This window comes from Pigmentiphaga sp. CHJ604 (genome assembly GCF_036972535.1).
Lineage (GTDB): Bacteria > Pseudomonadota > Gammaproteobacteria > Burkholderiales > Burkholderiaceae_B > Pigmentiphaga > Pigmentiphaga daeguensis.
This window is the reverse complement of sequence record NZ_CP136998.1, coordinates 381,783-403,029: the sequence shown is the minus strand read 5'-3', so window position 1 is coordinate 403,029 and position 21,247 is coordinate 381,783. Positions and strand designations below refer to the sequence as shown.

General features: G+C 68.7%; 22 protein-coding genes. 12 read left to right on the top strand and 10 right to left on the bottom strand.

Features of this window, described 5'->3' with window-relative positions; genetic code table 11:
- Window positions 1–951 (top strand): succinylglutamate desuccinylase/aspartoacylase family protein, encoded by a 951-nt coding sequence (locus R4823_RS02025; RefSeq protein ID WP_338617194.1) that lies wholly within the window; start codon window positions 1–3, stop codon window positions 949–951.
- A gap of 22 nt (window positions 952–973) precedes the next feature.
- Here the strand turns inward: R4823_RS02025 and gcvA are convergent, their stop codons facing one another.
- A complete protein-coding gene (gene gcvA / locus R4823_RS02020) occupies window positions 974–1,849 on the bottom strand; it encodes a transcriptional regulator GcvA (protein WP_338617192.1) in 876 nt (291 codons plus the stop codon).
- A gap of 104 nt (window positions 1,850–1,953) precedes the next feature.
- On the opposite strand from gcvA, the gene R4823_RS02015 reads away from it, so the two are divergent.
- The 3 genes from R4823_RS02015 to R4823_RS02005 are packed head-to-tail and all read left to right on the top strand — an operon-like array spanning window position 1,954 to window position 4,688.
- Complete coding sequence (locus tag R4823_RS02015; RefSeq protein WP_338617190.1) at window positions 1,954–2,751, top strand: aspartate dehydrogenase; 798 nt, start codon at window positions 1,954–1,956, stop codon at window positions 2,749–2,751.
- Window positions 2,752–2,809: 58 nt separating this feature from the next.
- A complete protein-coding gene (locus R4823_RS02010) occupies window positions 2,810–3,778 on the top strand; it encodes a tripartite tricarboxylate transporter substrate binding protein (RefSeq protein WP_338617187.1) in 969 nt (322 codons plus the stop codon).
- Between the two features lies 1 nt (window position 3,779).
- Entirely contained in the window at window positions 3,780–4,688 is a 909-nt protein-coding gene (locus tag R4823_RS02005; RefSeq protein ID WP_338617184.1) for an alpha/beta hydrolase, read from the top strand.
- A gap of 33 nt (window positions 4,689–4,721) precedes the next feature.
- Here R4823_RS02005 and ftsY read toward each other — a convergent pair whose 3' ends face one another.
- Window positions 4,722–5,927: a signal recognition particle-docking protein FtsY gene (gene ftsY / locus R4823_RS02000; RefSeq protein WP_338617181.1), complete on the bottom strand. Its 1,206-nt coding sequence runs from the start codon at window positions 5,925–5,927 to the stop codon at window positions 4,722–4,724.
- 114 nt (window positions 5,928–6,041) lie between these two features.
- Here ftsY and rsmD point away from each other — a divergent pair, with 114 nt between their 5' ends.
- From rsmD to R4823_RS01985, 3 genes are all read left to right on the top strand, one after another.
- Entirely contained in the window at window positions 6,042–6,644 is a 603-nt protein-coding gene (rsmD, locus tag R4823_RS01995; protein ID WP_132979797.1) for a 16S rRNA (guanine(966)-N(2))-methyltransferase RsmD, read from the top strand.
- Window positions 6,645–6,821: 177 nt separating this feature from the next.
- Complete coding sequence (gene coaD / locus R4823_RS01990) at window positions 6,822–7,322, top strand: pantetheine-phosphate adenylyltransferase (protein ID WP_087838434.1); 501 nt, start codon at window positions 6,822–6,824, stop codon at window positions 7,320–7,322.
- Window positions 7,323–7,350: 28 nt separating this feature from the next.
- Complete coding sequence (locus R4823_RS01985) at window positions 7,351–7,602, top strand: YfhL family 4Fe-4S dicluster ferredoxin (protein WP_087838435.1); 252 nt, start codon at window positions 7,351–7,353, stop codon at window positions 7,600–7,602.
- Window positions 7,603–7,615: 13 nt separating this feature from the next.
- Here R4823_RS01985 and R4823_RS01980 read toward each other — a convergent pair whose 3' ends face one another.
- Together R4823_RS01980 and R4823_RS01975 are read right to left on the bottom strand one after the other, a co-directional pair.
- Complete coding sequence (locus tag R4823_RS01980; protein ID WP_087838436.1) at window positions 7,616–8,488, bottom strand: MOSC N-terminal beta barrel domain-containing protein; 873 nt, start codon at window positions 8,486–8,488, stop codon at window positions 7,616–7,618.
- Between the two features lie 22 nt (window positions 8,489–8,510).
- Complete coding sequence (locus R4823_RS01975; RefSeq protein WP_338617178.1) at window positions 8,511–10,928, bottom strand: AsmA family protein; 2,418 nt, start codon at window positions 10,926–10,928, stop codon at window positions 8,511–8,513.
- A 117-nt stretch (window positions 10,929–11,045) separates the two neighbouring features.
- Between R4823_RS01975 and R4823_RS01970 the strand changes: the two genes are divergently transcribed.
- Window positions 11,046–11,927, top strand: a complete 882-nt coding sequence (locus R4823_RS01970; RefSeq protein ID WP_338617176.1) for a pirin family protein — start codon at window positions 11,046–11,048, stop codon at window positions 11,925–11,927.
- A 120-nt stretch (window positions 11,928–12,047) separates the two neighbouring features.
- Window positions 12,048–13,025, top strand: coding sequence for a tripartite tricarboxylate transporter substrate binding protein (locus tag R4823_RS01965; protein ID WP_165963151.1), 978 nt, complete (start codon window positions 12,048–12,050; stop codon window positions 13,023–13,025).
- Here R4823_RS01965 and R4823_RS01960 read toward each other — a convergent pair.
- Complete coding sequence (locus tag R4823_RS01960) at window positions 13,012–13,875, bottom strand: AraC family transcriptional regulator (RefSeq protein ID WP_087838440.1); 864 nt, start codon at window positions 13,873–13,875, stop codon at window positions 13,012–13,014. The two genes, R4823_RS01965 and R4823_RS01960, sit on opposite strands and share 14 nt — an antisense overlap.
- Before the next feature lie 121 nt (window positions 13,876–13,996).
- Here R4823_RS01960 and R4823_RS01955 point away from each other — a divergent pair, with 121 nt between their 5' ends.
- The 3 genes from R4823_RS01955 (at window position 13,997) to R4823_RS01945 (ending at window position 17,197) form a co-directional block, all read left to right on the top strand.
- Window positions 13,997–14,353, top strand: a complete 357-nt coding sequence (locus tag R4823_RS01955; RefSeq protein WP_254914580.1) for a nucleotide pyrophosphohydrolase — start codon at window positions 13,997–13,999, stop codon at window positions 14,351–14,353.
- A gap of 11 nt (window positions 14,354–14,364) precedes the next feature.
- Window positions 14,365–15,417 (top strand): adenosine deaminase, encoded by a 1,053-nt coding sequence (locus tag R4823_RS01950; RefSeq protein WP_132979792.1) that lies wholly within the window; start codon window positions 14,365–14,367, stop codon window positions 15,415–15,417.
- Window positions 15,418–15,592: 175 nt separating this feature from the next.
- Complete coding sequence (locus R4823_RS01945; RefSeq protein ID WP_338617173.1) at window positions 15,593–17,197, top strand: hypothetical protein; 1,605 nt, start codon at window positions 15,593–15,595, stop codon at window positions 17,195–17,197.
- Between the two features lie 19 nt (window positions 17,198–17,216).
- Here the strand turns inward: R4823_RS01945 and R4823_RS01940 are convergent, their stop codons facing one another.
- The 5 genes from R4823_RS01940 to R4823_RS01920 all read right to left on the bottom strand — a co-directional run bounded on the left by R4823_RS01940 (window position 17,217) and on the right by R4823_RS01920 (window position 21,136).
- Window positions 17,217–17,723 (bottom strand): PRC-barrel domain-containing protein, encoded by a 507-nt coding sequence (locus tag R4823_RS01940; protein WP_087838500.1) that lies wholly within the window; start codon window positions 17,721–17,723, stop codon window positions 17,217–17,219.
- A gap of 114 nt (window positions 17,724–17,837) precedes the next feature.
- The gene (locus R4823_RS01935; protein WP_087838444.1) at window positions 17,838–18,701 is read right to left on the bottom strand and encodes an isocitrate lyase/phosphoenolpyruvate mutase family protein; all 864 of its coding nucleotides are present in this window, start codon (window positions 18,699–18,701) and stop codon (window positions 17,838–17,840) included.
- Between the two features lie 13 nt (window positions 18,702–18,714).
- Entirely contained in the window at window positions 18,715–19,335 is a 621-nt protein-coding gene (locus R4823_RS01930; protein WP_087838445.1) for an isochorismatase family cysteine hydrolase, read from the bottom strand.
- Window positions 19,332–19,862 carry a 3-isopropylmalate dehydratase gene (locus tag R4823_RS01925; RefSeq protein WP_338617170.1) on the bottom strand — a complete coding sequence of 177 codons (531 nt, stop codon included), beginning with the start codon at window positions 19,860–19,862 and terminating at the stop codon, window positions 19,332–19,334. The genes R4823_RS01930 and R4823_RS01925 overlap by 4 nt, the downstream gene beginning before the upstream one ends.
- Complete coding sequence (locus R4823_RS01920; protein WP_338617169.1) at window positions 19,859–21,136, bottom strand: 3-isopropylmalate dehydratase large subunit; 1,278 nt, start codon at window positions 21,134–21,136, stop codon at window positions 19,859–19,861. The genes R4823_RS01925 and R4823_RS01920 overlap by 4 nt, the downstream gene beginning before the upstream one ends.
- Window positions 21,137–21,247: the final 111 nt, after the last annotated feature.

Sequence of the window (21,247 nt, the reverse complement as noted above, 5' to 3'; positions counted from 1 at the left end):
ATGGCGACTCACGATTTCCTGCTGCCCGTGCCCGACCTGTCCGCCGTCCGTGCCGGCAACACCGGCGTCGAAGGCGTCTGGCACTTCGACTCGGGCACGCCCGGCCGCCATGTGCTGGTCACCTCGCTGGTACACGGCAACGAGCTGTGCGGCGCCTGGGCGGTCAAGACCGCGCTGGAATCCGGCCTGCGGCCCCGGCGCGGCAAGCTGACGCTGGCGTTCTGCAACCTGGCCGCGTTCGATACCTTCGATGCCGCCCGACACGACGCCTCGCGCTATCTGGACGAGGACCTGAACCGGGTCTGGAGCGACGACAAGCTCGCCGCCCCTACTACCCGCGAGCGCGCGCGCGCCGCCGCGCTGCTGCCCTGGGTGCGGCAAGCCGACTGGCTGCTGGACCTGCATTCCATGCACGAACCCTGCGCCCCGCTGCTGCTGACCGGAATGCAGCCGCGCAACCTGGACCTGGCCCGCGAACTGGGCGCGCCGCGCCACATCATCGTCGACGCCGGACACAAGGACGGCGTGCGCATGCGCGACTACGGACGCTTCGGCCAGATGACCGACAACGGCACGCGCTCGCTGCTGATCGAATGCGGCTACCACGGCGCGCTCGAAAGCCGGGCCGTGGCGCAGGACCAGGTGGCGCGCTTCCTGCGCGCCTCGGGCATCGTCGACGACAACGACATTCCCGCCGAATGGATGGGCCCCGCGCCGGACGCCCAGCAGGCCATCGAGGTCACGCAGCCGGTGGTCGCGCGCAGCATGGATTTCCGGTTCGCGCAGCCCTGGCAGGGGCTGGAGGAGCTGGAGCGCGCCGGCACCATCATCGGTTGGCAGGACGGCGAGCCGGTGACGACACCGTACGACCATTGCACGCTGGTCATGCCTTCGCTGCGGCAACTCGTGCCGGGCGTGACCGTGGTCAGGCTGGCGCGGCGGGTCGCCTGAGGCTTGGGAGGCCCGGCCGCGATCAGGCCGCCTGCGCCATCACCCAGTCGCGAAAATCGCAGACGTGGGCATCGTTCCGCAGGCGTTCGGGATAGACCAGGTAGAAGGCGGAATCCAGCACGAGCCGCCCTTCGAACGGCGCAACCAGCCGGCCGGCGGCCAGGTCGTCGGCCACCAGCGCGTACTGGCCCATGGCGACGCCCATGCCTTGCAGCGCCGCCTGGTAGGCCAGCGTGACGTTCTCGAAGGTCAGCCCGTGCGCCGGGTCGACGCCGTCCACGCCATGGGCGGCCAGCCACCGCCCCCAATAGCCGGGCCGGGCCGCCGATTGCAGCAGGGTATGGCGTGCCAGGTCCGCCGGTACGCGCAGGGGCACCGGTCCGGCAAGCAAGGCCGGGCTGCACACCGGCAGCAGCTCGATGTCCACCAGCCGGTGGGCGATCACGCCCGGCCAGTCGCCATGGCCGATGCAGATGGCGACGTCGGCGTCGCTTAGATTGTCCAGTTGCTTGAGCGACGTGGTGAAAACGGCATCGCGGTCCGGATGCCGCGCATGGAACTCGGCCATGCGCGGCAGCAGCCAGCGCATGGCGAACGTCATCTGGCACCACACGTGCAGCGGCTGGTCCCGGTTCCGGTTCAGGGCCTTGGTGGTCGCCTGCGATATGCGCTCGAAGGCTCCGCTCAGGTCGTCGCGGTACTCCCGGCCCGCCGGCGTCAGGCGTACTTCGCCGCTGGCACGCTCGAACAGGCGCATGCCCAGGAATTCCTCCAGTACGCGGATCTGCCGGCTGACCGCGCCCGTCGTCACGTGCAGCTCGCGCGCGGTCTGCGTGAAGCTCAAGGTGTGCGAGGCGGACTCGAACACCCGCAGGGGGTTCAGGGGCGGCAGTTTCATCCTGGAGATGTTGATGAAAAGTAAACCGGGTTGACTATATATCGATTGCCTGACGGCGCCCAGGCCCGCACGATTCGAGTCTGACGAACCGGAGGCATTCCCGCATGAAGACCATCTTGCTCGCAGGCTTCGGAGCCATGGGGCAGTCGATTTTTGATCAACTGAGGGACGATCCGCGCATCGGCCGGTGGCTGGTGCTGGAACGGGCTGAACGGGCCGACGACGCCCGCCGCAAGCTGGGCAGGCATGGCCAGGTGGTGCAATCGGTCGACGGCCTGGAAACCCGCCCCGACTTCGCCGTCGAATGCGCCGGCCATGAAGCGCTGGGTACCCTGGTGCCCCGGCTGCTGGAACAGGGTATCGACACCATCGTCGCGTCGGTGGGCGCGCTGGCGCTGCCCGGCATGGTCGACCGGCTGGATGCGGCCTGCCGGGCGGGCGGGGCGCAGCTGACGCTGGTGCCAGGCGCGCTGGCCGGCGTCGACGCACTGGCGGCCGCACGCGACAGCGGACTGGCATCGGTGGACTACACCGGGCGCAAGCCCCCTGGCAGCTGGCAAGGCACGGCGGCCGCCAGCCTGTGCGACCTGGAGCATCTTGCCGAAGCCACGGTGTTCTTCGAAGGCACCGCGCGCGAAGCCGCCGCGACCTTCCCGCAGAACGCCAACGTCGCCGCCATGGTCGGGCTGGCCGGCATGGGGCTGGACCAGACCCGGGTCCGCCTGATCGCCGACCCCGCCGCCGGCGGCAACACGCACACCATTTCGGCGCGTGGCGCCTTCGGCCGGCTCGAGGTCATGGTCGAGGCCGCCGCCTTCGCGTCCAACCCCAAGACCTCGGCGCTGGCCGGCATGTCCATCGTGCGCGCCGTGCGCAATCGCCTGAACGCCATCGTGATCTGACCCCCCTGTGCGTGCCGGCGCCCGGCGCGGCACCCACGACATCGTTGCAAGGACCATCATGCTCAAGAAACTCATCCCCTGCCTGGCCGCGCTGGGCACCATCGCCGGCCCCGCGATGGCCGCCGCACCCTTCCCCGCCGGGCCTGTCACGATCGTCGTGCCGAATGCGGCCGGCGGCCTGGCCGACAACATCGCCCGCCCGCTGGCCGATGCCTTGGGCCATGAATTGAAACAGCCGGTCATCGTCGAGAACAAGGGTGGCGCCGGCGGTGTCGTGGGCACGGGCATGGTCGCGCGCGCCAAGCCCGACGGCTACACGCTGCTGCTGACGCTGTCGTCCATATCGGGGCTGCCCGAGGCCGACCGCCTGCTGGGCCGCAAGCCGGCCTTTCAGCTGGACCAGTTCGTACCCATTGCGCGCATCACCGCCGACCCCAACCTGCTGGTGGTCCGGGCCGACGCGCCGTGGAAATCGGTGGCCGAACTGGTCGCGGATGCCAAGAAGAACCCGCAGGCGCTGAACTACGGGTCATCTGGCGTGTATGGCGCCATGCACATCCCCATGGAAATGCTGAAGGCCGCATCGGGCGCTCCCATCACCCACGTGCCGTTCTCGGGCGGCGGCCCGGCCCTGGTATCGTTGCTGGCCGGGCAGGTCCAGCTGGCGGCCAGCGGGCCCGCCAACGCCAGCACCTTCGTCAAGTCAGGCAAGATGCGGCCCCTCGCCCATTGGGGTACCAAGCCGCTGGCCTCGATGCCCGGCGTCCCCAGCCTGAAGTCGCTGGGCTACGATGTCGAGTTCACGCAATGGTCGGCCCTGATCGCCCCCGCCGCCACCCCCAAGCCCGTCATCGACGCGCTGCGCGAGGCGGTGCGCAAGGTCACCGCGCAACAGGGACTGCAACAGGTATTCCTCAACCTGGGCAGCCCCATCGACTACATGGACGCGCCCGAATTCGCGGCCTACTGGAAGACCGACGCCGAACGTGTGCAGGCCGCCGTTCGCCGCATCGGCAAGGTGGACTGACATGCCGCATCCTCCCGACATCCCCCCGTCCCTGCGCCAGGCCATGGCGGAACTCGGTCCGCGCTGGGGCACCAGCGTACAGGCCCACGTCCGCCAGATGGTGCAGGGGTTCTCCGAGATCCTGCGCGACGCGCCGAAACTGGCCACGGTCACGCGCGACCTTCCCTATGGCGACGATCCGCGCCAGTGCCTGGACGTCTTCCAGCCGCTGGGCCAGGCGGCCTCGCGCCGGCCGGTGCTGATGTTCGTGCACGGGGGCGCCTTCGTCGAAGGCGAGAAGGACCGCACGGCGGAGATCTACAGCAATGTGCTCTGGTACTTCGCCCGGCACGGCATCATCGGCGTCAACGTCGAATTCCGCCTGGCGCCCGCCCATCCCTATCCCAGCGGCACGCAGGACATCGCCGCCGCGGTGGCGTGGGTGCGCGCCCACGCGGACGAACTGGGCGCCGACCCGGGCCGCATCTTCCTGATGGGACATTCGGCCGGCGGCACCCATGCGGCGCACTACGCCTACGATGCCCGCTTCCACCCGCCCGCAGGGCACGGCCTGGCCGGCCTGGTGGTGGTGTCCGGCCGCGTGCGGGCCGAGAATTCGGCGGAGAATCCCAACGCCAGCCGGGTGGAGGCCTACTACGGCACTTCGCCCGCCACGATGGAGGACGGCTCGCCGGTCAACCACGTCACGGCGCAGGCGCTGCCCACCATGATCGCCGTAGCCGAGTACGAGAACCCGCTGATCGACGTGCACTGCGTGGAGTTGCTTGCCGCGCTGACCCGCGTCCGGCGCCGCGCGCCGCGCTTCGTCTGGATGGCGGGCCACAACCATACGTCGATCGTGGCGCATTTCAATACCGCCGAGGATGACCTGGGCCGGCAGATCCTGGCGTTCATGGAGCGGCCGGCCTAGGACCTGACGGCGCCAGGGCCGTTCCCGCCGGCATCAATTCCCCAGCAGCGCCCCGGCAAACTCGTCCGCCACGAAGGGCTGCAGGTCGTCGATGCCCTCGCCCACGCCTATCCAGTACACCGGCACCGGCCGTACGCCCTGCGCGCCGGCCGCCACCGCGGCCAGGATGCCGCCCTTGGCGGTGCCGTCCAGCTTGGTCACGATCAGGCCCGTCAGGCCCAGGGCCTGGTCGAAGGCCTTGATCTGCGCCAGCGCGTTCTGTCCGGTGTTGCCGTCTATCACCAGCAGCACCTCGTGCGGCGCCGAGGCATCGGCCTTGGCGATCACGCGCTTGATCTTCTTGACCTCTTCCATCAGGTGCAACTGCGTGGGCAGGCGGCCGGCGGTATCGACCATCACCACGCCCATGCCGCGCGCCTGGCCGGACTTGACCGCATCGAAGGCGACGGCGGCCGGATCGCCGCCTTCCTGGGCGATGACCGTGACGTCGTTGCGGCGGCCCCACTCCACCAGTTGTTCGCGCGCGGCCGCGCGGAAGGTATCGCCCGCGGCCAGCAGCACGCGTCGGCCCTGTTGCTGGAAGGTGCGCGCCAGCTTGCCGATGGACGTGGTCTTGCCGGCCCCGTTCACGCCCGCGATCATGGTCACGATGGGCGCGGGGCGGTCCAGGTCGAAGCGGCGCTCGAGCGGCCGCAGATGCTCGGCCAGCAGTTCGCGCAGTACCTGGCGCACGCGGTCGCCATCCTCGATGCGTTCCTGGCGCACCCGCTCGCGCAGCCCCTTGAGCAGCGATTGCGCCGCGTCCACGCCGGTATCGGCCATGATGAGCGCGGTCTCCAGTTCCTCGAACAGGTCCTCGTCGACCTTCACGCCCACGAACAGCGTGGTCAGGCTCTGGCCGGTGCGCGACAGCCCGCTCTTGAGGCGCGCCAGCCACGACGACTTGGCGGGTGGGGCCGCCTGGAGCGCCGGCGCCGGAGCTGGTGCGGGGACGGGCTGGGCCGGCGCGGGCGCCTGGGCGGGCACCGCCGGCTCCTCCGGCACGGGAGGCGGCGCTACCGGCGTGTCGGGCGCCGCCATCCCGGGAGCGACGGGCTCCTGGGCAATTGGCTCCCGGGGAGCCGGCGGGACGGCGGGCTGGTCCGCCGCCGGCGCGGGAACGGGCGCGGCGGGCGGCTCCTGCGCACGATCCTGCTCGGGGGAAGGCTGGGGGGTCTTCTTCTTGAAGAAACTGAACATGGAAACCTGTCTGCTGTAACGGCCTGCGCCTTCATCGGGACGACGGGCGGCGGCCCACCCGGCGGACACGCGGCCGCCGGCATATAGAATCTGGGATTCTACCGGTCGATCGCCATGCCCTCATCCCGCCCTCCCGCCGCCCGCTCCCACCGCTCCGCTCCGCACAAGGTCCGCATCATCGGCGGCCGCTACAAGCGCACCCCGCTGCCCGTGCTGGACCTGCCCGGCCTGCGCCCCACGCCCGACCGCGTGCGCGAGACCCTGTTCAACTGGCTCAACCATCTGTGGGGCGGCGAATTCGCCGACAAGACCGTGCTCGACGCCTTCGCCGGCTCGGGCGCGCTGGGCTTCGAGGCCGCTTCCCGCGGCGTGGCACAGGCCGTGCTGGTGGAAAGCGACCGCCGCGCGACGGCGTCGCTGGAGGCACTGCGCGCGCGCCTGGGGGCGGACAATGTCAGCATCGTGACCGGCGATGCCCGCGCCTACCTGGCGCGTCCGGCCGCCCGTTTCGACCTGGTGCTGCTGGACCCGCCCTTCGGCCAGGACTGGCTGGATCGTATCCTCGCGTCATCATTGCAAGCACTTACTGACGGTGGAATGCTCTATATTGAAGCCGAAGCGCCGATACAGGCACCGCCCGGGACCGAATTGCTGCGGCAGGACAAGGCCGGCGCGGTACATTTCCATCTGCTGCGCGCCCAGGCGAAAGCGGCGTAGCGCCTGGAAACGTCTGATACGCGTCATTTCCAATTTGCTGCGCCGCGCAAATAAGGAAATAATCACATCATCCGGAAACCGGATGCCGGCCGCCGAAGGCGCCGGACGATTCGTCCCCGCCATCCGGGCCGGGACCGAAAAGGCTGACGCCCATCAATAGAAATACGGAGCCTACGCATGATCATTGCCGTATACCCTGGCACCTTCGACCCGATGACCCGCGGCCACGAGGACCTCGTCCGCCGCGCGGCCGGGCTGTTCGACAAGGTGGTGGTGGGCGTGGCGGTCAGCCGCAACAAGGCCCCCTTCTTCACGGTCAGCGAACGGGTCGAGATCGCCCGGGAGATCCTGGGCCACTATCCCAACGTCCAGGTGGCCAGCTTCTCCGGCCTGCTCAAGGACTTCGTGCGCGAACAGAACGCCCGCGTCATCGTGCGCGGCCTGCGTGCCGTCTCGGACTTCGAGTACGAGTTCCAGATGGCCGGAATGAACCGATACCTGCTGCCGGATGTCGAAACCATGTTCCTGACGCCTTCGGACCAGTACCAGTTCATCTCGGGCACCATCGTGCGCGAGATCGCCCAACTGGGCGGCGACGTCAGCAAGTTCGTCTTCCCGTCGGTCGAACGCTGGCTGCACGCCAAGGTCACGCAGCTGGGCGGTCGCGACGGCGCCTGAGTCCCCAAGCGGCAAGGAAGTCCCCACCATGGCTCTGCTGATTACCGACGAATGCATCAACTGCGACGTCTGTGAGCCCGAGTGCCCCAACGATGCCATCTACCTGGGCACGGAGATCTACGAGATCGACCCTGCCCGCTGCACCGAGTGCGTCGGCCACCACGACGAGCCGCAATGCAAGGTGGTCTGTCCGGTCGAGTGCATCGAGCTGCATCCCGAGTTTCACGAGACCCACGAGCAGTTGATGGTGAAGTACCGCAAATTGACGGCGCCCGCCTAGGGCGCGCCTTCCGTCAGAAATCCAGCACCACCTCGGCCCGGTCCCCCACGTTCAGCACGGCGCCCGGCGGCGCGCTGACGATGGCGTTCATGCCGAACGTCACGCCGCCTTCGGGCTGGCTGCGGAAAGTGCCCAGCGTGGCCATGGGCTCATTCGCCCGCGCGCCGGTGAGCTGGTCGGTATTGGGGATCTCGCAGCGCACGCAGGGCTTGACCAGCGCCAGCCGGACCTCGCCCACCGTCACCAGCACGGTGTAGTCCTCGTCGTAGGCGCCGAACTCGCTCAGCACCACGTTGGGACGAAAGCGGTCCATGCCGACCGGAGCCTGTCCCGCCGCCGCCAGCTTCTGGTTCAGTTCGGCCAGCGAAGCCTCGTTGGCCACCAGGATGGGGTAGCCATCGGCGAAGGCGAAAACGTGGTGTCGCGGAAAGCCTTCGGCCACCGGATGACGCGCCAGCCAATTCTCGATGCGCGTCGTGCTGGCCAGCCGATGCGATTGCGGGTGCACCTTGACCAGCCGGCATGGCGTACCCAGCAATGCGCCGAACCATTGGGCGGCCAGGTCCCCCTCGTCCACGGCATCGACCTCGTCGCGCCAGACCGTGACCCGCGTGCGCACGCTGTCGTCGTCTTCGACCACGTCGACCGGTATGTCCAGGCGCGGCTGCCCCGGTGCGGTCACGAGCAGGTAGCCGTCGCGCAGGTCGGTGCGAACCCGGGCCATGGCCGGATGGCTGCGCTGCGAAAGAAAGACGCCATTGGCGTCGACCACCATCCATCGGCGGTCGTTGTGCAGGCCGGCCATGCCGACGGGAGAGCGGTCCAGGGCGATGCCGCCGCAGGACTTGATGGGGTAGATGTACAGGCCGGAGATGGAAATGGACATCGGCTTTCCGCTAAGAATTCGTCTACCGGAACAATCCCTTGAGCCGGTCCTTGACCTTGCCGCGCAGCTTGTCGCCCGCCTCGGACGGTTCGATGCCCAGCTCTTCCTTGAGTTTGTTCTTGACGGTGTTCTTGAGCACGTCGGTGGCGACCTTGCTCCATTGGATCGTATAGGACGGCGATGCGAAGGGCCCCGCCACGTGGACCGGCACGGTGACATTGCGCAGATCCGCGAGGTCCTTGCCGTCCTGTCCCGTGGAGGTATTCACGACCGTGACCAGCGCCACCAGGTCGAAGCGTTCGCCCGGGATGTCGATGCGGGCCGGCTCCCCTTCCGAGATGCGCAGCAGCGGCGCCTTGGCGCTCAGGCTGCGCACGGTGCCGATGCCGCTGGCGAACACCAGCTGGGCCTGCAGTTCCGAAAAATCGGTCTGGAGCGTATCCTGGTGCTGCCTGGCATCGTCCTTGCGGGCGGAGAGCAGCGCACGGAAATCGCGCAGGGACTGGGCGACGTTCACGCCCTTGATGGCCCCGTCGCGCACCGCCAGGCTGGCCGTGCCGTTCAGGCCGCGCTTCATCTGCCCCACGGTCTTGCCGGTCGCGGTCAGGTTGAGGGCGATCGTCGCGCGGCCGATCAGGCCGTCCTTGTGCTTGAGATCGGACAACAGCGGTTGCAGTGAAACGTTGGTGAGCGTGGGCGCGAGGCCGATGCGGTTCGTGGACGCGTCCGCGAACACGCTGCCCGACAGCGAGCCGCCGTACAGCGACGCCTTCAGGCCACTGACATCGGCGCGCCCCTTGGCCACCCGCACCGAGGCGGAGACGTTGCCGGCCTTGAGTCCTCGCGCGACAAGATTGCCGACCTTGACGGTTCCGCTGGCCGTGATGTCCTCGAGCGCGGACAGGTCCACCGGCGGATCCGCGGGCGCGCGGACGCTGCCGCCGGCCCCGCCGCCCGCCGCCACCTGCCCGGCCGGGGGCATCAGCTTGTCAAGGTCCAGCGTATCGGCGGCGACGGTAAAGGCGATGCGCGGTTCGTCGAACTGCGACACCTCGGCCGAGGCGTTGAACTGGCCGCCTTCGATCATGGCATCGAGCCTGGCCACCACGTGTTCCCGCTCGAAGTTGGCGCGCACGCTGCCTTTGACGGGGATCGTCATCAGCTTGTCGGGAAGCGCGGGGTCCTGGATCTCCAGTTGGCCCGCCAGCTGGGGCAGCGATACTTTCCTGCGCGGCAGGCTGGCCTGGACCGGCGAGGCGCTGGAGAGCCGGACCACGCGCTCTCCTTCCTTGAGTTCTCCGTCCAAAGACAGGCGCTCGATGCCGAGCTTGTCGGCGCTGCCCGATATGCCCGACAGGGCCACGCGCAGGTCCAGGTCGCGCTTGCCATCCAGGCTCACCTGGGCGGTCAGCGCCTCGCCTTGGGCTGCCTGCGGCGACACGTGCAGCGCAGGCGCGGACAGCGACAGTTCGAAGGGATCGGCGCCCAGCTTGCCTTGCGCGGACAACGACAGTTTCTCGACCTGTACCCGGCCCTCGGCCAACCCGGCATTCAGGCGCGGGGCGTCCAGCCGCAGGTCCACGCCGCTGAGCGGCCGGCTGCCCGCCACGTCGCCCTGGAACGCGACCGAGACGCCCGAGGCGTCGATGGCCTGGCGCTGCCCGTCATAGGCGAAATCGCCCTGCGCCGTCAGCGCGGTGGCCCGGATGGAAGGCAGCACGCCCGTCGCCTTCAGATCGAAGTCCTTGACCGAGAAAAAACGCTGCCCGGGATCCACCGTCAGCCGTCCCTGGACCTGGATGGTGGCGTCCACGCGCGGATTCTGGCCCAGCACCCTGGCCGACAGGTCCAGGTCGAACGGCGTGCGCGGCGCCACGCGTCCCGTCGTGGCGGACAGCCGCTCCACTCGCATCGACGTGCCTTTCACGTAGTCGCGCAGCGCCAGCTCGCCACCGCTGAACTCGATGCCCGCCACGTCGAACAGCAAAGGTTTGCCGCCGGCATCCAGCTGGCCGCCCGCCGGCTGGTCCGGGGTCTTGGGCGCCGGGCCCAGCAGGTCCTCGAAATTGAACTTGCCGTCCTGATAGCGCACCACGTTGGCCTTGAGTCCCACGACCCGGACGCGGTCGACCACGATGCGGCCGGACAGCAGCGGCAGCACCGCCACCGATACCCGTGCGGTATCCACCGCCGCGAAGATCTGGGTGGAACGAGGCTCGGACAGCGACAGCTTCTCGATCTCCACGCCCAGATTGGGGAAAACGCTGAACCGGACGTTGCCGTCCATGCGCAGGGTACGGTCGTAGCGTTTCTTGACCGCGTCGGCGACCGGACCCTTGTAGTGATTGGGATCGACCAGCAGCACCAGGGCCGTCAACCCGATGGCCGCCACGGCGAGCAGGACAGCCGCACCGATTGCGATGCGCTTGAACCACCGCATTTAACACGTCTCCGAAAATCCTGGATGGCCGGCGTGCCGCTGCCGGTTCCGCGACTGTACCCACCAGGCCTATATGATAACGGGTCCCCCCTACGCGCTGCATATGGAGAACCTGACATGACTGCTGAGAATTCCGGTATCGAACGCATCGAGTCGCGCACGGCGCAGATCGGGGGCGGCATCAGCGTGGACAGGGTATTGCCGGTACGACAGCACCGGCGCATCGGGGCCTGGTGTTTCCTGGACCATGCCGGGCCGGCCCGGTTCGAGCCCGGCCAGGGGATGCTGGTCGAGGCGCATCCCCACATCGGCCTGCAGACCTTCACCTGGCTGATCGAGGGCGAGGCCCTGCATCGCGACAGCCTGGGCAACGAGCAAATTCTGCGCCCGGGGCAGGTCAACCTGATGACCGCCGGCATCGGCATCAGCCATACCGAGGAATCCCTGCCCGACCAGCGCGTGCTGCACGCCGCCCAGCTATGGATCGCGCTGCCGCCCGGCAAGCAGGAAATCGCCCCGGCGTTCGACCATTATCCCGACCTGCCGCGCTGGTCGGAAGCCGGCCTGGACTTCACCCTGCTGGCGGGCTCCCATGCCGGGCGCACGGCGCCCACCCGGGTCCATACGCCGCTGGTCGGCATGGACCTGCAAAGCCCGGAAGGCGCCTCGCTGCGCCTGGCGCTCGAGCCCGGTTTCGAACACGGCCTGCTGGTGCTGGAAGGTGCGGCGCAGGTCGAGGGCGAACGCTTCGGCCCGAACGAGCTCGCCTACCTCTCGCCAGGGCGGGTCGAGCTGAACCTGTCGAGCGAGGCCGGCAGCCGGCTGCTGCTGATCGGCGGCGAACCGCCCACCGACGACATCACCATCTGGTGGAACTTCGTCGGCAGCAAGGCGGCCATTGCCCAGGCCCAGCGTGACTGGGAGGCCGGCAGCGCGCGCTTCGGCTCGGTCAAGGGCTACGAAAACCGGCGGCTGGTCGCGCCGCCGGTGCCCTGGTAGGTTTTCGCTGGGCGGAAACTAGAAAAATCCGGCTTGAGGTCGGCCTGCGCGCGGTGTCTAGTGTGCATGGCGCGTCTCGCAGGCGCGCCATATCCTCACCAGAACATCCGGAGACCCCCCATGCGCGTCCTTGCACTCGGACGGCTCGCGGCCGCCCTGGCCGCTGCGCTTGCGCTGTGCCCACCGGCCCTGGCGGCCGACTACCCCTCCCAACCGGTCACTTTCGTGGTCGGCTACACCCCCGGCGGAGCCATCGACCAGTCCGCCCGCCTGATCGCCAGCGAACTGGCCAAGCGCTGGAAGCAGTCGGTCATCGTCGACAACAAGCCGGGAGCCAATGCCACGATCGCCGCCACCGCGGTGGCCAACGCCCGGCCCGACGGCTATACGCTGCTGGTGGCCGCCAGCAGCCACAACCTCAACAAGTTCGTGAACAAGAACCTGCGCTACGACGTGGAGAAATCGTTCACGCCGGTTGCGCTGACGGTCGAGGTGCCCAACGTGCTCGTGGTGAACGCGGCCTCGCCCTACCGGAACCTGGGCCAGTTGCTGGCGGCGCTGCGCGAGAAGAAAAAACCGTTCAGCTACAGCTCGCAGGGCATAGGCGGCGTGCCGCACCTGGCGGGTGAACTGTTCAAGATCCGCACCGGGACCGACATCCTGCACGTACCCTACAAGGGCGCGGCACAGGGCATGACCGACCTGATGGGGGGCGTCGTGGACATGTCCTTCCCCACGCCGGGCTCGGCCATGGGCTACATCAGCCAGGGCAAGCTGCGGGCGCTGGCGGTGGCGTCGAACGAGCGGCTGGCGCAGTTGAAGGACGTTCCCACCTTCGCCGAGGCCGGCGTGCCCGACTACCTGATCAGCACCTGGCACGGCCTGCTTGCTCCCGCGGGGACCCCGCCCGAGGTGGTGGCGAAGATCAACGCCGACGTGGCCGACATCCTGCGCGACCCCGCCGTGCAGCAGGCGCTGGAAGCGCAGGGCAACCTGGCGGCCAAGCCGCTGACGCCCGCCGAGTTCCGCGCCAAGCTGTCCCGCGAGCTGTCCGTCTACGGCGACATCGCCTCGCGCATAGATCTCAGCGGGGGCTGATCCAGGTCTTGTCCGCCAGCAGCAGGTAGATGCGGGTCTTCAGGTCGGACGGCGGGGTGGTCTTCGGGTCGTTCACGTATTCCTCGAACACCGGGAAGTCGGCCGGCTGCTCGCCGCTGGCCGGCAGCCAGCCGCCGAACAGCCAGGCATAGGCCGACTCCAGCTCGCTGTACGGCCCGGTGTGCTCCAGTACCGCGCAGCGGCCGGCGGGCAGCTCCACGCGGTGCAGGGGCGCGTCCAGCGCCACGCCGGGCGGCGCCTCCAGGCCCGCTTCGCTGCGCAGGTCCTGCGTGGCCACCTGCTCGGGGTCGTCGTAGTAGATGCCGAAGCTGCGCGGTTCGCCACGCAACAGGTTGCGGCTGCCCGCCAGCATGAACAGCCGGTCGAAGGTCGCGCCTATCCGAAGATAGTCGCCGGTATGCGAAAGGGCCGCCAGGGAGGCGCCGGGAAAGCTTGCGATCTGCACGGGATACATGGTGAGCTCCTTGCTGCGATAGATGACGTCGGAAGAACGGTCCTCGCGATATCGCCCGGGCGGCATGCCGAACGCCGTGCGGAACGCCCGGCTGAACGCGGCGGTCGAGCCGTAGCCCGCCCGCCGCGCGACCTGGTCCAGCGTGCGGCCACCCCGGTGCAGCTCCGCCGATGCCCGCAACAGCCTGACCCGCTGCACCGTGGCCGCCACGGTCTCGCCCAGCATGGCGCGATAGACCCGGTGGAAGTGATACGGCGACAGGCAGGCCAGCCCGGCCAGGTGATACAGGTCGGCATCGTGGTCCGGATGCGCGGCCAGCCAGGCCAGGACAGGTTCCAGGCGCCGTTCGTAGTGGCTGCGTGTCTGCGATTTCATGAGTACCTCCGGGTACCGACTGTACGGGGGGACGTATTGCGGATTTTGCGGTTTTGGCGCCCGGCGGACCGGCCGGCGGCGAGGGCTAGAATATAAGCGTCCCGCCCCCCGAGGTATCAACGTGTCCGACTTCGACAAGATCAGGCGCACCGTCCGGCGCTTCACCGAAGAACGCAACTGGGACCAGTTCCATTCCCCCAAGAATCTCGCCATGGCGCTGAGCGGCGAAGCGGGCGAGCTCGTCTCCATCTTCCAATGGATGACCGAGGAAGAATCGAAGGAACTCAATCCCATCAAGCTGTCCGAGGCGGCCGACGAGATCGCCGACGTGCAGCTCTATCTGATCGCGCTGGCGGACAAGCTGGATATCGACATCGGCCAGGCGGTGGAGCGCAAGATGGTGAAGAATGCGATCAAGTATCCTCCCCGGGCGTTCTATGGCAGCGCCCGCAAGTACAACGAAAGCGACGAGACCTGAAGGCGACCGCCATGACTCCGTCCCGGACCGCAGCCCAGCCTCATCTCGCGACGCTGCTGCAGGCCATGCCCAAGGCCGAGCTGCACGTGCACATCGAAGGCACCCTCGAGCCCGAACTGATCTTCGCGCTGGCGCGGCGCAACGGCCTCGAGCTGCCCTATCCCGACATCGACAGCCTGCGCCGGGCCTATGCGTTCCAGGACCTGCAAAGCTTCCTCGATCTCTACTACGCCGGCGCCGCCGTGCTGCAACGCGAGGAAGATTTCTACGACATGGGCATGGCCTACTTCCGGCGCGCCGCCGCGGACAACGTCGTGCATGCCGAGATCTTCTTCGATCCACAGACGCATACGGTGCGCGGCGTGGAGTTCGGCACCGTCATCGCGGGGCTGGAGCGCGCGCGGCGCGACGCCCGCGACACGCTGGGCGTAGGCAGCGAGCTGATCATGTGCTTCCTGCGCCACCTGCCCCAGGAGTCGGCCTTCGAGACCCTGGCGGCGGCGCTGCCGTACCGGGACCGCATTCTGGGCGTGGGACTGGACAGCGGCGAGGTCGGCAACCCGCCCGGGAAATTCACCGAAGTGTTCCGGCGTTGCCGCGAACTGGGATGGCATGCGGTCGCCCACGCCGGCGAGGAGGGCCCGGCATCCTACATCTGGAGCGCCCTGCACGACCTGAAGGCCGAACGCATCGATCACGGCGTGCGCTGCCTGGACGATCCGCGACTGGTGGCCCATCTGGCCGAGCACCGGATTCCGCTGACCGTCTGTCCGCTGTCCAACGTCATGCTGAAGGTCTATCCCAGCATGGAACGGCACACGCTGGCGCGGTTGCTGGAGGCCGGGCTGTGCGTGACGGTGAACTCGGACGACCCCGCCTATTTCGGCGGCTACGTGAACCGGAACTACCTGGCCTGCTTCGAGGCCTTGCCCGAACTGGGCGCGCGCGAAGCATACCGGCTGGCCCGCAACAGCCTTGACGCGAGCTTCGCGCCCGAGACGGACAAGCAGCGCTGGCGGCAACAGCTGGACGCCACGTTCGCCGGCGTCCCCGACGCCCGCTAGGACCTGTTCACGCCATCCGGGGGATACCGCCCCGGTGCCATGAAGCCGTCACACAGGCGGCCAACAATGCGCGTCGCCGGCACTACCCGCGACGCATGGCGCCGCGGATGGCGCCGGCTGTCCGGCGCCGCCATTCGGCCCGCCTTCGCAGCACGCCACCCAACCTGACATGCCCATGAAGACACGCTGCTTCGACCGGCAGGCAACCTCCCGCCCTGTCGCCGCATCCCTGCTCGCCTCGCTCGTCCTGTCGCTGGCCGCCTGTGGCGGCGATGGAGACGGGTCCCCGGGAACGACACCCCCGACCACGCCTCCCGCCACCCCGCCCGCCGCCTCCATGGACGTCACCCTGGCCGGCTGGCCCGGTCTTGCCGGCCTGACCGTCAAGGCGGACGGCAAGGAGATCGCCGTCGCCAACGGCGCCTTCTCGGTAGCCGGCGGCGCCACCCTGACCCTCGAGGCCGGCGGGGTGGAACTGGCGTCGCTATCGCCCCGGCATACCATCACCGTGTTCGATCTGCTGTCCAGCCGCGACTGCCAGAGCTCGCCCGAACTGGGCAGGCTGCTGAGCCTGCTGCTGGCCCTGGACAGCGACCAGGATTCCTCGAACGGCATCACCCTCGCCCCGGTCGCGCAGCCGGCCTCCGGGGTCAAGCTGGCGGCGCTGAGCGAACAGGAACTGCTCGCGCTGGAAACCCGGCTCGTGGGCCGCAGCGTGTCGATCACCGATGCCCTGCGTGCGGCCAACGCAGCGCTGGACCAGGAGACCTGGACCGAATCGCTGGCCACGCGCACCTCGTTCGTGAACGACATGACGGTATTGCAGAACTACCTGGACCGCGTGCTGGCCGAGCTGGCCATGGATGCCCGGGCGCTGACGGGCTTCTCGTACCTGACCGACGAGCAGGCCGCGCGCATCCCGGCCACGCTCAAGAGCCAGGGCATGGCCTTCGACGGCGACACGCCGGTCTTCTCGTGGCGCTACGGCCTGCAGCGCACCAGCGCCGTCTATCAGCCCACCCTGAACCGTCCGCTGGCGCTGCCCGCCGACATCCAGTCCGAATACGGCGCCAGCGCCGACGGACCGCACATGGGCCACATCGGCGACATCGACATCCTGGACGGCAAGCTCTATGCCCCCATCGAAGACGAGGACGACTCGTCGCAGCAGTCCTACATCGCCGTGTTCGACGCCAAGACCCTGCAATACACCGGCGAGAAGCATGCGCTGCCGCTTGCCGAGCACGCCGACGGCGTGCCCTGGGTGGCCGTGGACGGCCCCCGCAAGCAGCTCTACACGGTGACCTGGAGCACCTCGGCGGCCGACAAGCTGAACGTCTTCGACCTGGCGACCTTCAAGCTGGTCCGCTCGGTGCCCCTGCAGACTTCATTCAACGGCAAGCGGGTGCAGGGCGCCAAGGTCTATCACGGCATGCTGTACGCCTCCAGCGATACCAAGGACGGCGTGACGGGCACCGACCTCAAGCGCAAGCGCATCTACAAGGTCGATCCCGTCAGCGGCGCCGTCATCGAGCTGATGCACTACGACGAGCCCAACCGCACCGAAGCCGAGGGCCTGGCCTTCGGCCCCGACGGCACCATGCACCTGACGGTCATCGCTCCGTACACGACACCGATATACGGCCAGACGACCAATCCCAGGCCCTTCGACGAGAGCTACAGCATCGACGGCGACGACTGGAATCCGTCCGCCACCCTGCGCCACTTCAAGCGCACCGGTGGTCCGCTGCGCGAGAAGCTCTGCGCGCTGGGCGCATAGCCGCCGCTGTCCGCCCCGCCTACAGGCCTTCCGAGAAGCCCGTGCGCGGGGCGTTGACCACCGGCTGGTCGAGGGTGACGCGTTCTCCCTGGCGCTGGTGCCAATAGGGTTCGGTCCCGTAGCGGCCGTGCAGCTCGGTGGCCCAGCCCGCGTCGGCGAAGCTTGGCCAGCGGTCCTTGTCGAAGCCTTCGGCCTGCTTCACCACGTCGGCCGACACGCCCAGGATGAACACCTTGCGGTCGGTATCCAGCGTCAGCGCGTTCCACGGGATGGCCAGGAGCTTGTCGCCCATGCCCAGGAAGCCGCCGCTCGACAGCACCGCGTAGGCGATACGGCCGGTCGACACGTCCAGCATGATGTCCTTGATCGATCCGACGTGCACGTCATCGGCGCTGTAGACCTTGTTGCCGTCCAGGGTCGAGGCGGCCATGATGTGCGGACCCGGCCCGTCGGCCGTGGCGCTGCCCTTGCCCACGATGCCGGCGCCGCCCTGCTGGGGCGCGGAAGTGCTGTCGATCTGTGCCATGTTGATCTCCTTCATGGACGTCGGCGGCTTCCACGCCCACGCCCGGTGACGAAACTGCGGAAGCGCCGTGGATCAGCAAGGAACGTACCCACATGGCAGGGCACCTTGTCGAGCTCAGGCGGAATACGAGCTTCCCAGCCGCATCAATTCCGGCGTGCCGATCAGCGCGTTCAGTTCGTCGAAATCCAGCATGCGGTCGCGCCAGGGAGCCGTCGTGCCGTGCTCGCGCAGGCTGCCGTAGTAGCCCTGCAGCACGTGGGCGACCGCGCGCGCGGTGCCGCCCGGGAAGATCGCGATGCCGAAGCCGTGCCGCTCGAGTTCCGCCGCGCTCTGGATAGGGGTCTTGCCGCCCTCCACCATGTTGGCCAGCAGCGGCGCCCGGCCTTTGAAGCGGCGGCAGGCCGTGTCCATCTGCTCCGGAGTCCTCAGGGCCTCGATGAACAGCGCGTCCACGCCGGTCTCCAGGTATCGTTCGGCCCGGTCCAGGGCCGCCTCCAGTCCTTCGACGGCGACCGCATCGGTACGCGCCAGGATCAGGGTGGACGAGGAGTCCCGCGCATCCAGCGCGGCCTTGAGCTTGCCGGCCATCTCGGCGACCGGCACCACGGACTTGCCGTCCAGGTGGCCACAGCGCTTGGGAAAGGTCTGGTCCTCGAGCTGTATCATCGCGGCGCCGGCGCGCTCCAGTCCGCGCACCGTGCGCATCGCGTTCAGCGCGTTGCCGAACCCGGTATCGGCGTCGACGATCACGGGCAGCGACACCCGCTCGGTGATGCGCGCCAGGGTATCGGCGACTTCGGTGTAGGTGGTCAGGCCGACGTCCGAACGCCCCAGGCGGGTATAGGCGATGGATGCGCCCGACAGGTACAGGGCCTCGAAGCCGGCCTGCTCGGCGATCAGGGCGCTGAAGGCATCGTAGACGCCCGGGGCGAGCACGATGCCGGGACGGGCCAGGCGGCCGCGCAAATCATGGGACATGGCGGGCTCTCCTTCAGGCGGCCAGGCCGCGCTCGAAGCTGCGGCAGTCGGTTACGTCGGCGATGCCCGCCATGTCGGCCAGCGCCGTGGCATGCACTTCCTCGCGGAAGGCGGCGCAGCCGTCCGCCAGCACGGCGACATGGTATTCGCGCATGTGGGCGTCGCGGACCGTGCTGGCCACGCCGCCGTTGGTCACGATGCCGCACACCGCGACCGTATCGATGCCGGCATGGCGCAGCACCCAGTCCAGCTGCGTGTTGAAGAAGGCGGAGTACGCCACCTTGCAGACCGACACGTCGACCAGGCCGTCCAGCTCGGCCACATTGGCTTGCCCACGGCTGCCGGGCGCGAAATCGCCCTTGCGCAGGAACGGCCGGAGCGCCGCCAGGTGCGGGGCGATCATCGGTTCGCCCCGGCCGTCCGGCCACAGCGTGAACTGGCTGGCAACCACCATGCCGCCGGCCGCTTTCAGGGCCCGCGCCGCTGCCGCCACGCGCGGCGGCAGCGCGGCCGCGGCGGCGCTGACGGCCCCGCCCCGCGCGTAGGCGCCGTCGGGCGCGAGGAAGTCGTTCTGCAGGTCGACGATCAGCAGCGCGGTGCGCGCCGGGTCGGCGGGAAAGGATGCGTTGGTCATGACGGTCGATGTCCGGTGGAAGAAGTGGCGGGACCATTCCCGGCCAGACGCTTGCGCAGTTGGTTCAGCAGTCCGCCGCTGCGGGCCATGTCTACCAGGAAATCCGGAATGGCCTCGCACTCGAGCACCCTGCCGTCCCGCGTCACCACTTGCGGCGTCGCGCGAAACCGGATCTCGATCCGCTCGGCCTCGTCCAGCGACTCCGCCTGCGGGCAGGTCAGCAGCATCAGCCCGACGTTGAAGGCGTTGCGGAAGAACAGCCCGCCATAGGACGGCGCGATCACCGCCGCCACGCCCAGGCGTACCAGCGCCGCCGCCGCCTGTTCGCGCGAGGATCCGATGCCGAAACCCGGTCCCGCCGCCACGACGTCGCCCGGCCGCACCGTGGCGGCGAACTCGGGCCGGACCGACTCCAGGCAGTGCGTGGCGATGACATCGATGCCGTGCTTCATGACGTAGCCGGGCGCCAGCAGGTCGGTATCGATGTCCGGCCCCAGCTTCCAGACGCGGTGCGTGGTCCCGCTCATGCCAGTACCTCCCGGGGATCGCTGATGACGCCGCGCAATGCCGAGGCGGCCACGGTATAGGGCGACCCCAGGTACACCTGGGCGGTGGGCGAGCCCATGCGCCCCTTGAAGTTGCGCGCGGTGGTCGAGATGACCGTGACGTCGTCGCCCATGGGACTGCCATAGCCCGAGCAGGCGCCGCAGGATGTGGGAAAGAGTTCCGCGCCGGCATCCATCAGGACCTGCAGCACGCCTTCGTCGCGCGCGGCATCCTGGTCGCGCAGGCTGGCCGGGGCGACGATCAGCCGCACGCCCGGCGCGACGCGGTGTCCCTTGAGCACCGATGCGGCGGCGCGCAGGTCATCGAGCTTGGCACCCGTGCAGGCGCCGACATAGGCGACGTGGACCGGAACGCCGTGATAATCGTCCACCGGCCGCGAATTCGCGGGGCTGTGCGGCGCGGCCACCATGGGCGACAGCGCGCTGGCATCGAAGTCGTAGCGGGTGCAGGCGGCCCCTTCGTCCGTATGCCATTCCCCCAGGTCGGGCACCCTGGCGCCGATGGCGGACAGCCATTCGGCCGTGATCTCGTCGGGTGCGATCAGGCCGGCCTGGGCGCCCAGCTCGGCGCTCATGTTCGACAGCGTCATGCGTTCCTGCATGCCGAGCGCCCGTACCGCCGGCCCGCAGAACTCCACGGCCTGGTAGGCGCCGCCGTTCATCCCGAAGCGGCCCAGCATGTGCAGCATCATGTCCTTGGCGGTGACGCCCCCGGACAGGGTGCCGGACCAGTGCATGCGCAGGGTGTCCGGCACGCGCAGCCAGATCTCGCCCGTCACGACCACGCCCAGCATCTCGGTCGAGCCTATGCCGAACATGTAGGCGCCGAACGCGCCGCCCGTCGGCGAATGCGAATCCCCGCCCACGCAGAACATGCCGGGCAGGATATGGCCGCCCTGCGGCACCACGACGTGGCAGATGCCCTGGCTGTCGTAGACGTGGGGCAGATCCTGCTCGCGAGCCCATTCGCGCGCGATGCGGACGATCCTGCGGGAATCCTCGTCGCGCTCGGGCACGTAGTGGTCCATCACCAGCACCACGCGCGACTTGTCCCAGATGCCCGCGCCCAGCTCTTCCAGCATGGGCTTGAGGCGCCTCGGTCCCGAAGAATCATGGAACATCGCGAGATCGACCTTGCAGGTCACGATCTCGCCCACGCGCACGCTGGCGCGCCCCGACGCGCGCGCGATCAGCTTCTGCGCCAGCGTCCGGCCTTCATCCGGCGATGTAATCAAGCTGTCACCCGATATCCTCGAAGGTCCCGGCCGGGCCCTTCCAATCTATTGTCCTAACAATAGTACATTTGATTCGGGTTCTTGTGTTCTTATTTGTGGCGCGCCGGATAC

Coding starts and splice junctions, on each gene's coding strand:
- R4823_RS02025 (WP_338617194.1), top strand. CDS start 1: ATGGCGACTCACGATTTCCTGCTGCCCGTGCCCGACCTGTCCGCCGTC.
- gcvA (WP_338617192.1), bottom strand. CDS start 1,849: ATGAAACTGCCGCCCCTGAACCCCCTGCGGGTGTTCGAGTCCGCCTCG.
- R4823_RS02015 (WP_338617190.1), top strand. CDS start 1,954: ATGAAGACCATCTTGCTCGCAGGCTTCGGAGCCATGGGGCAGTCGATT.
- R4823_RS02010 (WP_338617187.1), top strand. CDS start 2,810: ATGCTCAAGAAACTCATCCCCTGCCTGGCCGCGCTGGGCACCATCGCC.
- R4823_RS02005 (WP_338617184.1), top strand. CDS start 3,780: ATGCCGCATCCTCCCGACATCCCCCCGTCCCTGCGCCAGGCCATGGCG.
- ftsY (WP_338617181.1), bottom strand. CDS start 5,927: ATGTTCAGTTTCTTCAAGAAGAAGACCCCCCAGCCTTCCCCCGAGCAG.
- rsmD (WP_132979797.1), top strand. CDS start 6,042: ATGCCCTCATCCCGCCCTCCCGCCGCCCGCTCCCACCGCTCCGCTCCG.
- coaD (WP_087838434.1), top strand. CDS start 6,822: ATGATCATTGCCGTATACCCTGGCACCTTCGACCCGATGACCCGCGGC.
- R4823_RS01985 (WP_087838435.1), top strand. CDS start 7,351: ATGGCTCTGCTGATTACCGACGAATGCATCAACTGCGACGTCTGTGAG.
- R4823_RS01980 (WP_087838436.1), bottom strand. CDS start 8,488: ATGTCCATTTCCATCTCCGGCCTGTACATCTACCCCATCAAGTCCTGC.
- R4823_RS01975 (WP_338617178.1), bottom strand. CDS start 10,928: ATGCGGTGGTTCAAGCGCATCGCAATCGGTGCGGCTGTCCTGCTCGCC.
- R4823_RS01970 (WP_338617176.1), top strand. CDS start 11,046: ATGACTGCTGAGAATTCCGGTATCGAACGCATCGAGTCGCGCACGGCG.
- R4823_RS01965 (WP_165963151.1), top strand. CDS start 12,048: ATGCGCGTCCTTGCACTCGGACGGCTCGCGGCCGCCCTGGCCGCTGCG.
- R4823_RS01960 (WP_087838440.1), bottom strand. CDS start 13,875: ATGAAATCGCAGACACGCAGCCACTACGAACGGCGCCTGGAACCTGTC.
- R4823_RS01950 (WP_132979792.1), top strand. CDS start 14,365: ATGACTCCGTCCCGGACCGCAGCCCAGCCTCATCTCGCGACGCTGCTG.
- R4823_RS01945 (WP_338617173.1), top strand. CDS start 15,593: ATGAAGACACGCTGCTTCGACCGGCAGGCAACCTCCCGCCCTGTCGCC.
- R4823_RS01940 (WP_087838500.1), bottom strand. CDS start 17,723: ATGGCACAGATCGACAGCACTTCCGCGCCCCAGCAGGGCGGCGCCGGC.
- R4823_RS01935 (WP_087838444.1), bottom strand. CDS start 18,701: ATGTCCCATGATTTGCGCGGCCGCCTGGCCCGTCCCGGCATCGTGCTC.
- R4823_RS01930 (WP_087838445.1), bottom strand. CDS start 19,335: ATGACCAACGCATCCTTTCCCGCCGACCCGGCGCGCACCGCGCTGCTG.
- R4823_RS01925 (WP_338617170.1), bottom strand. CDS start 19,862: ATGAGCGGGACCACGCACCGCGTCTGGAAGCTGGGGCCGGACATCGAT.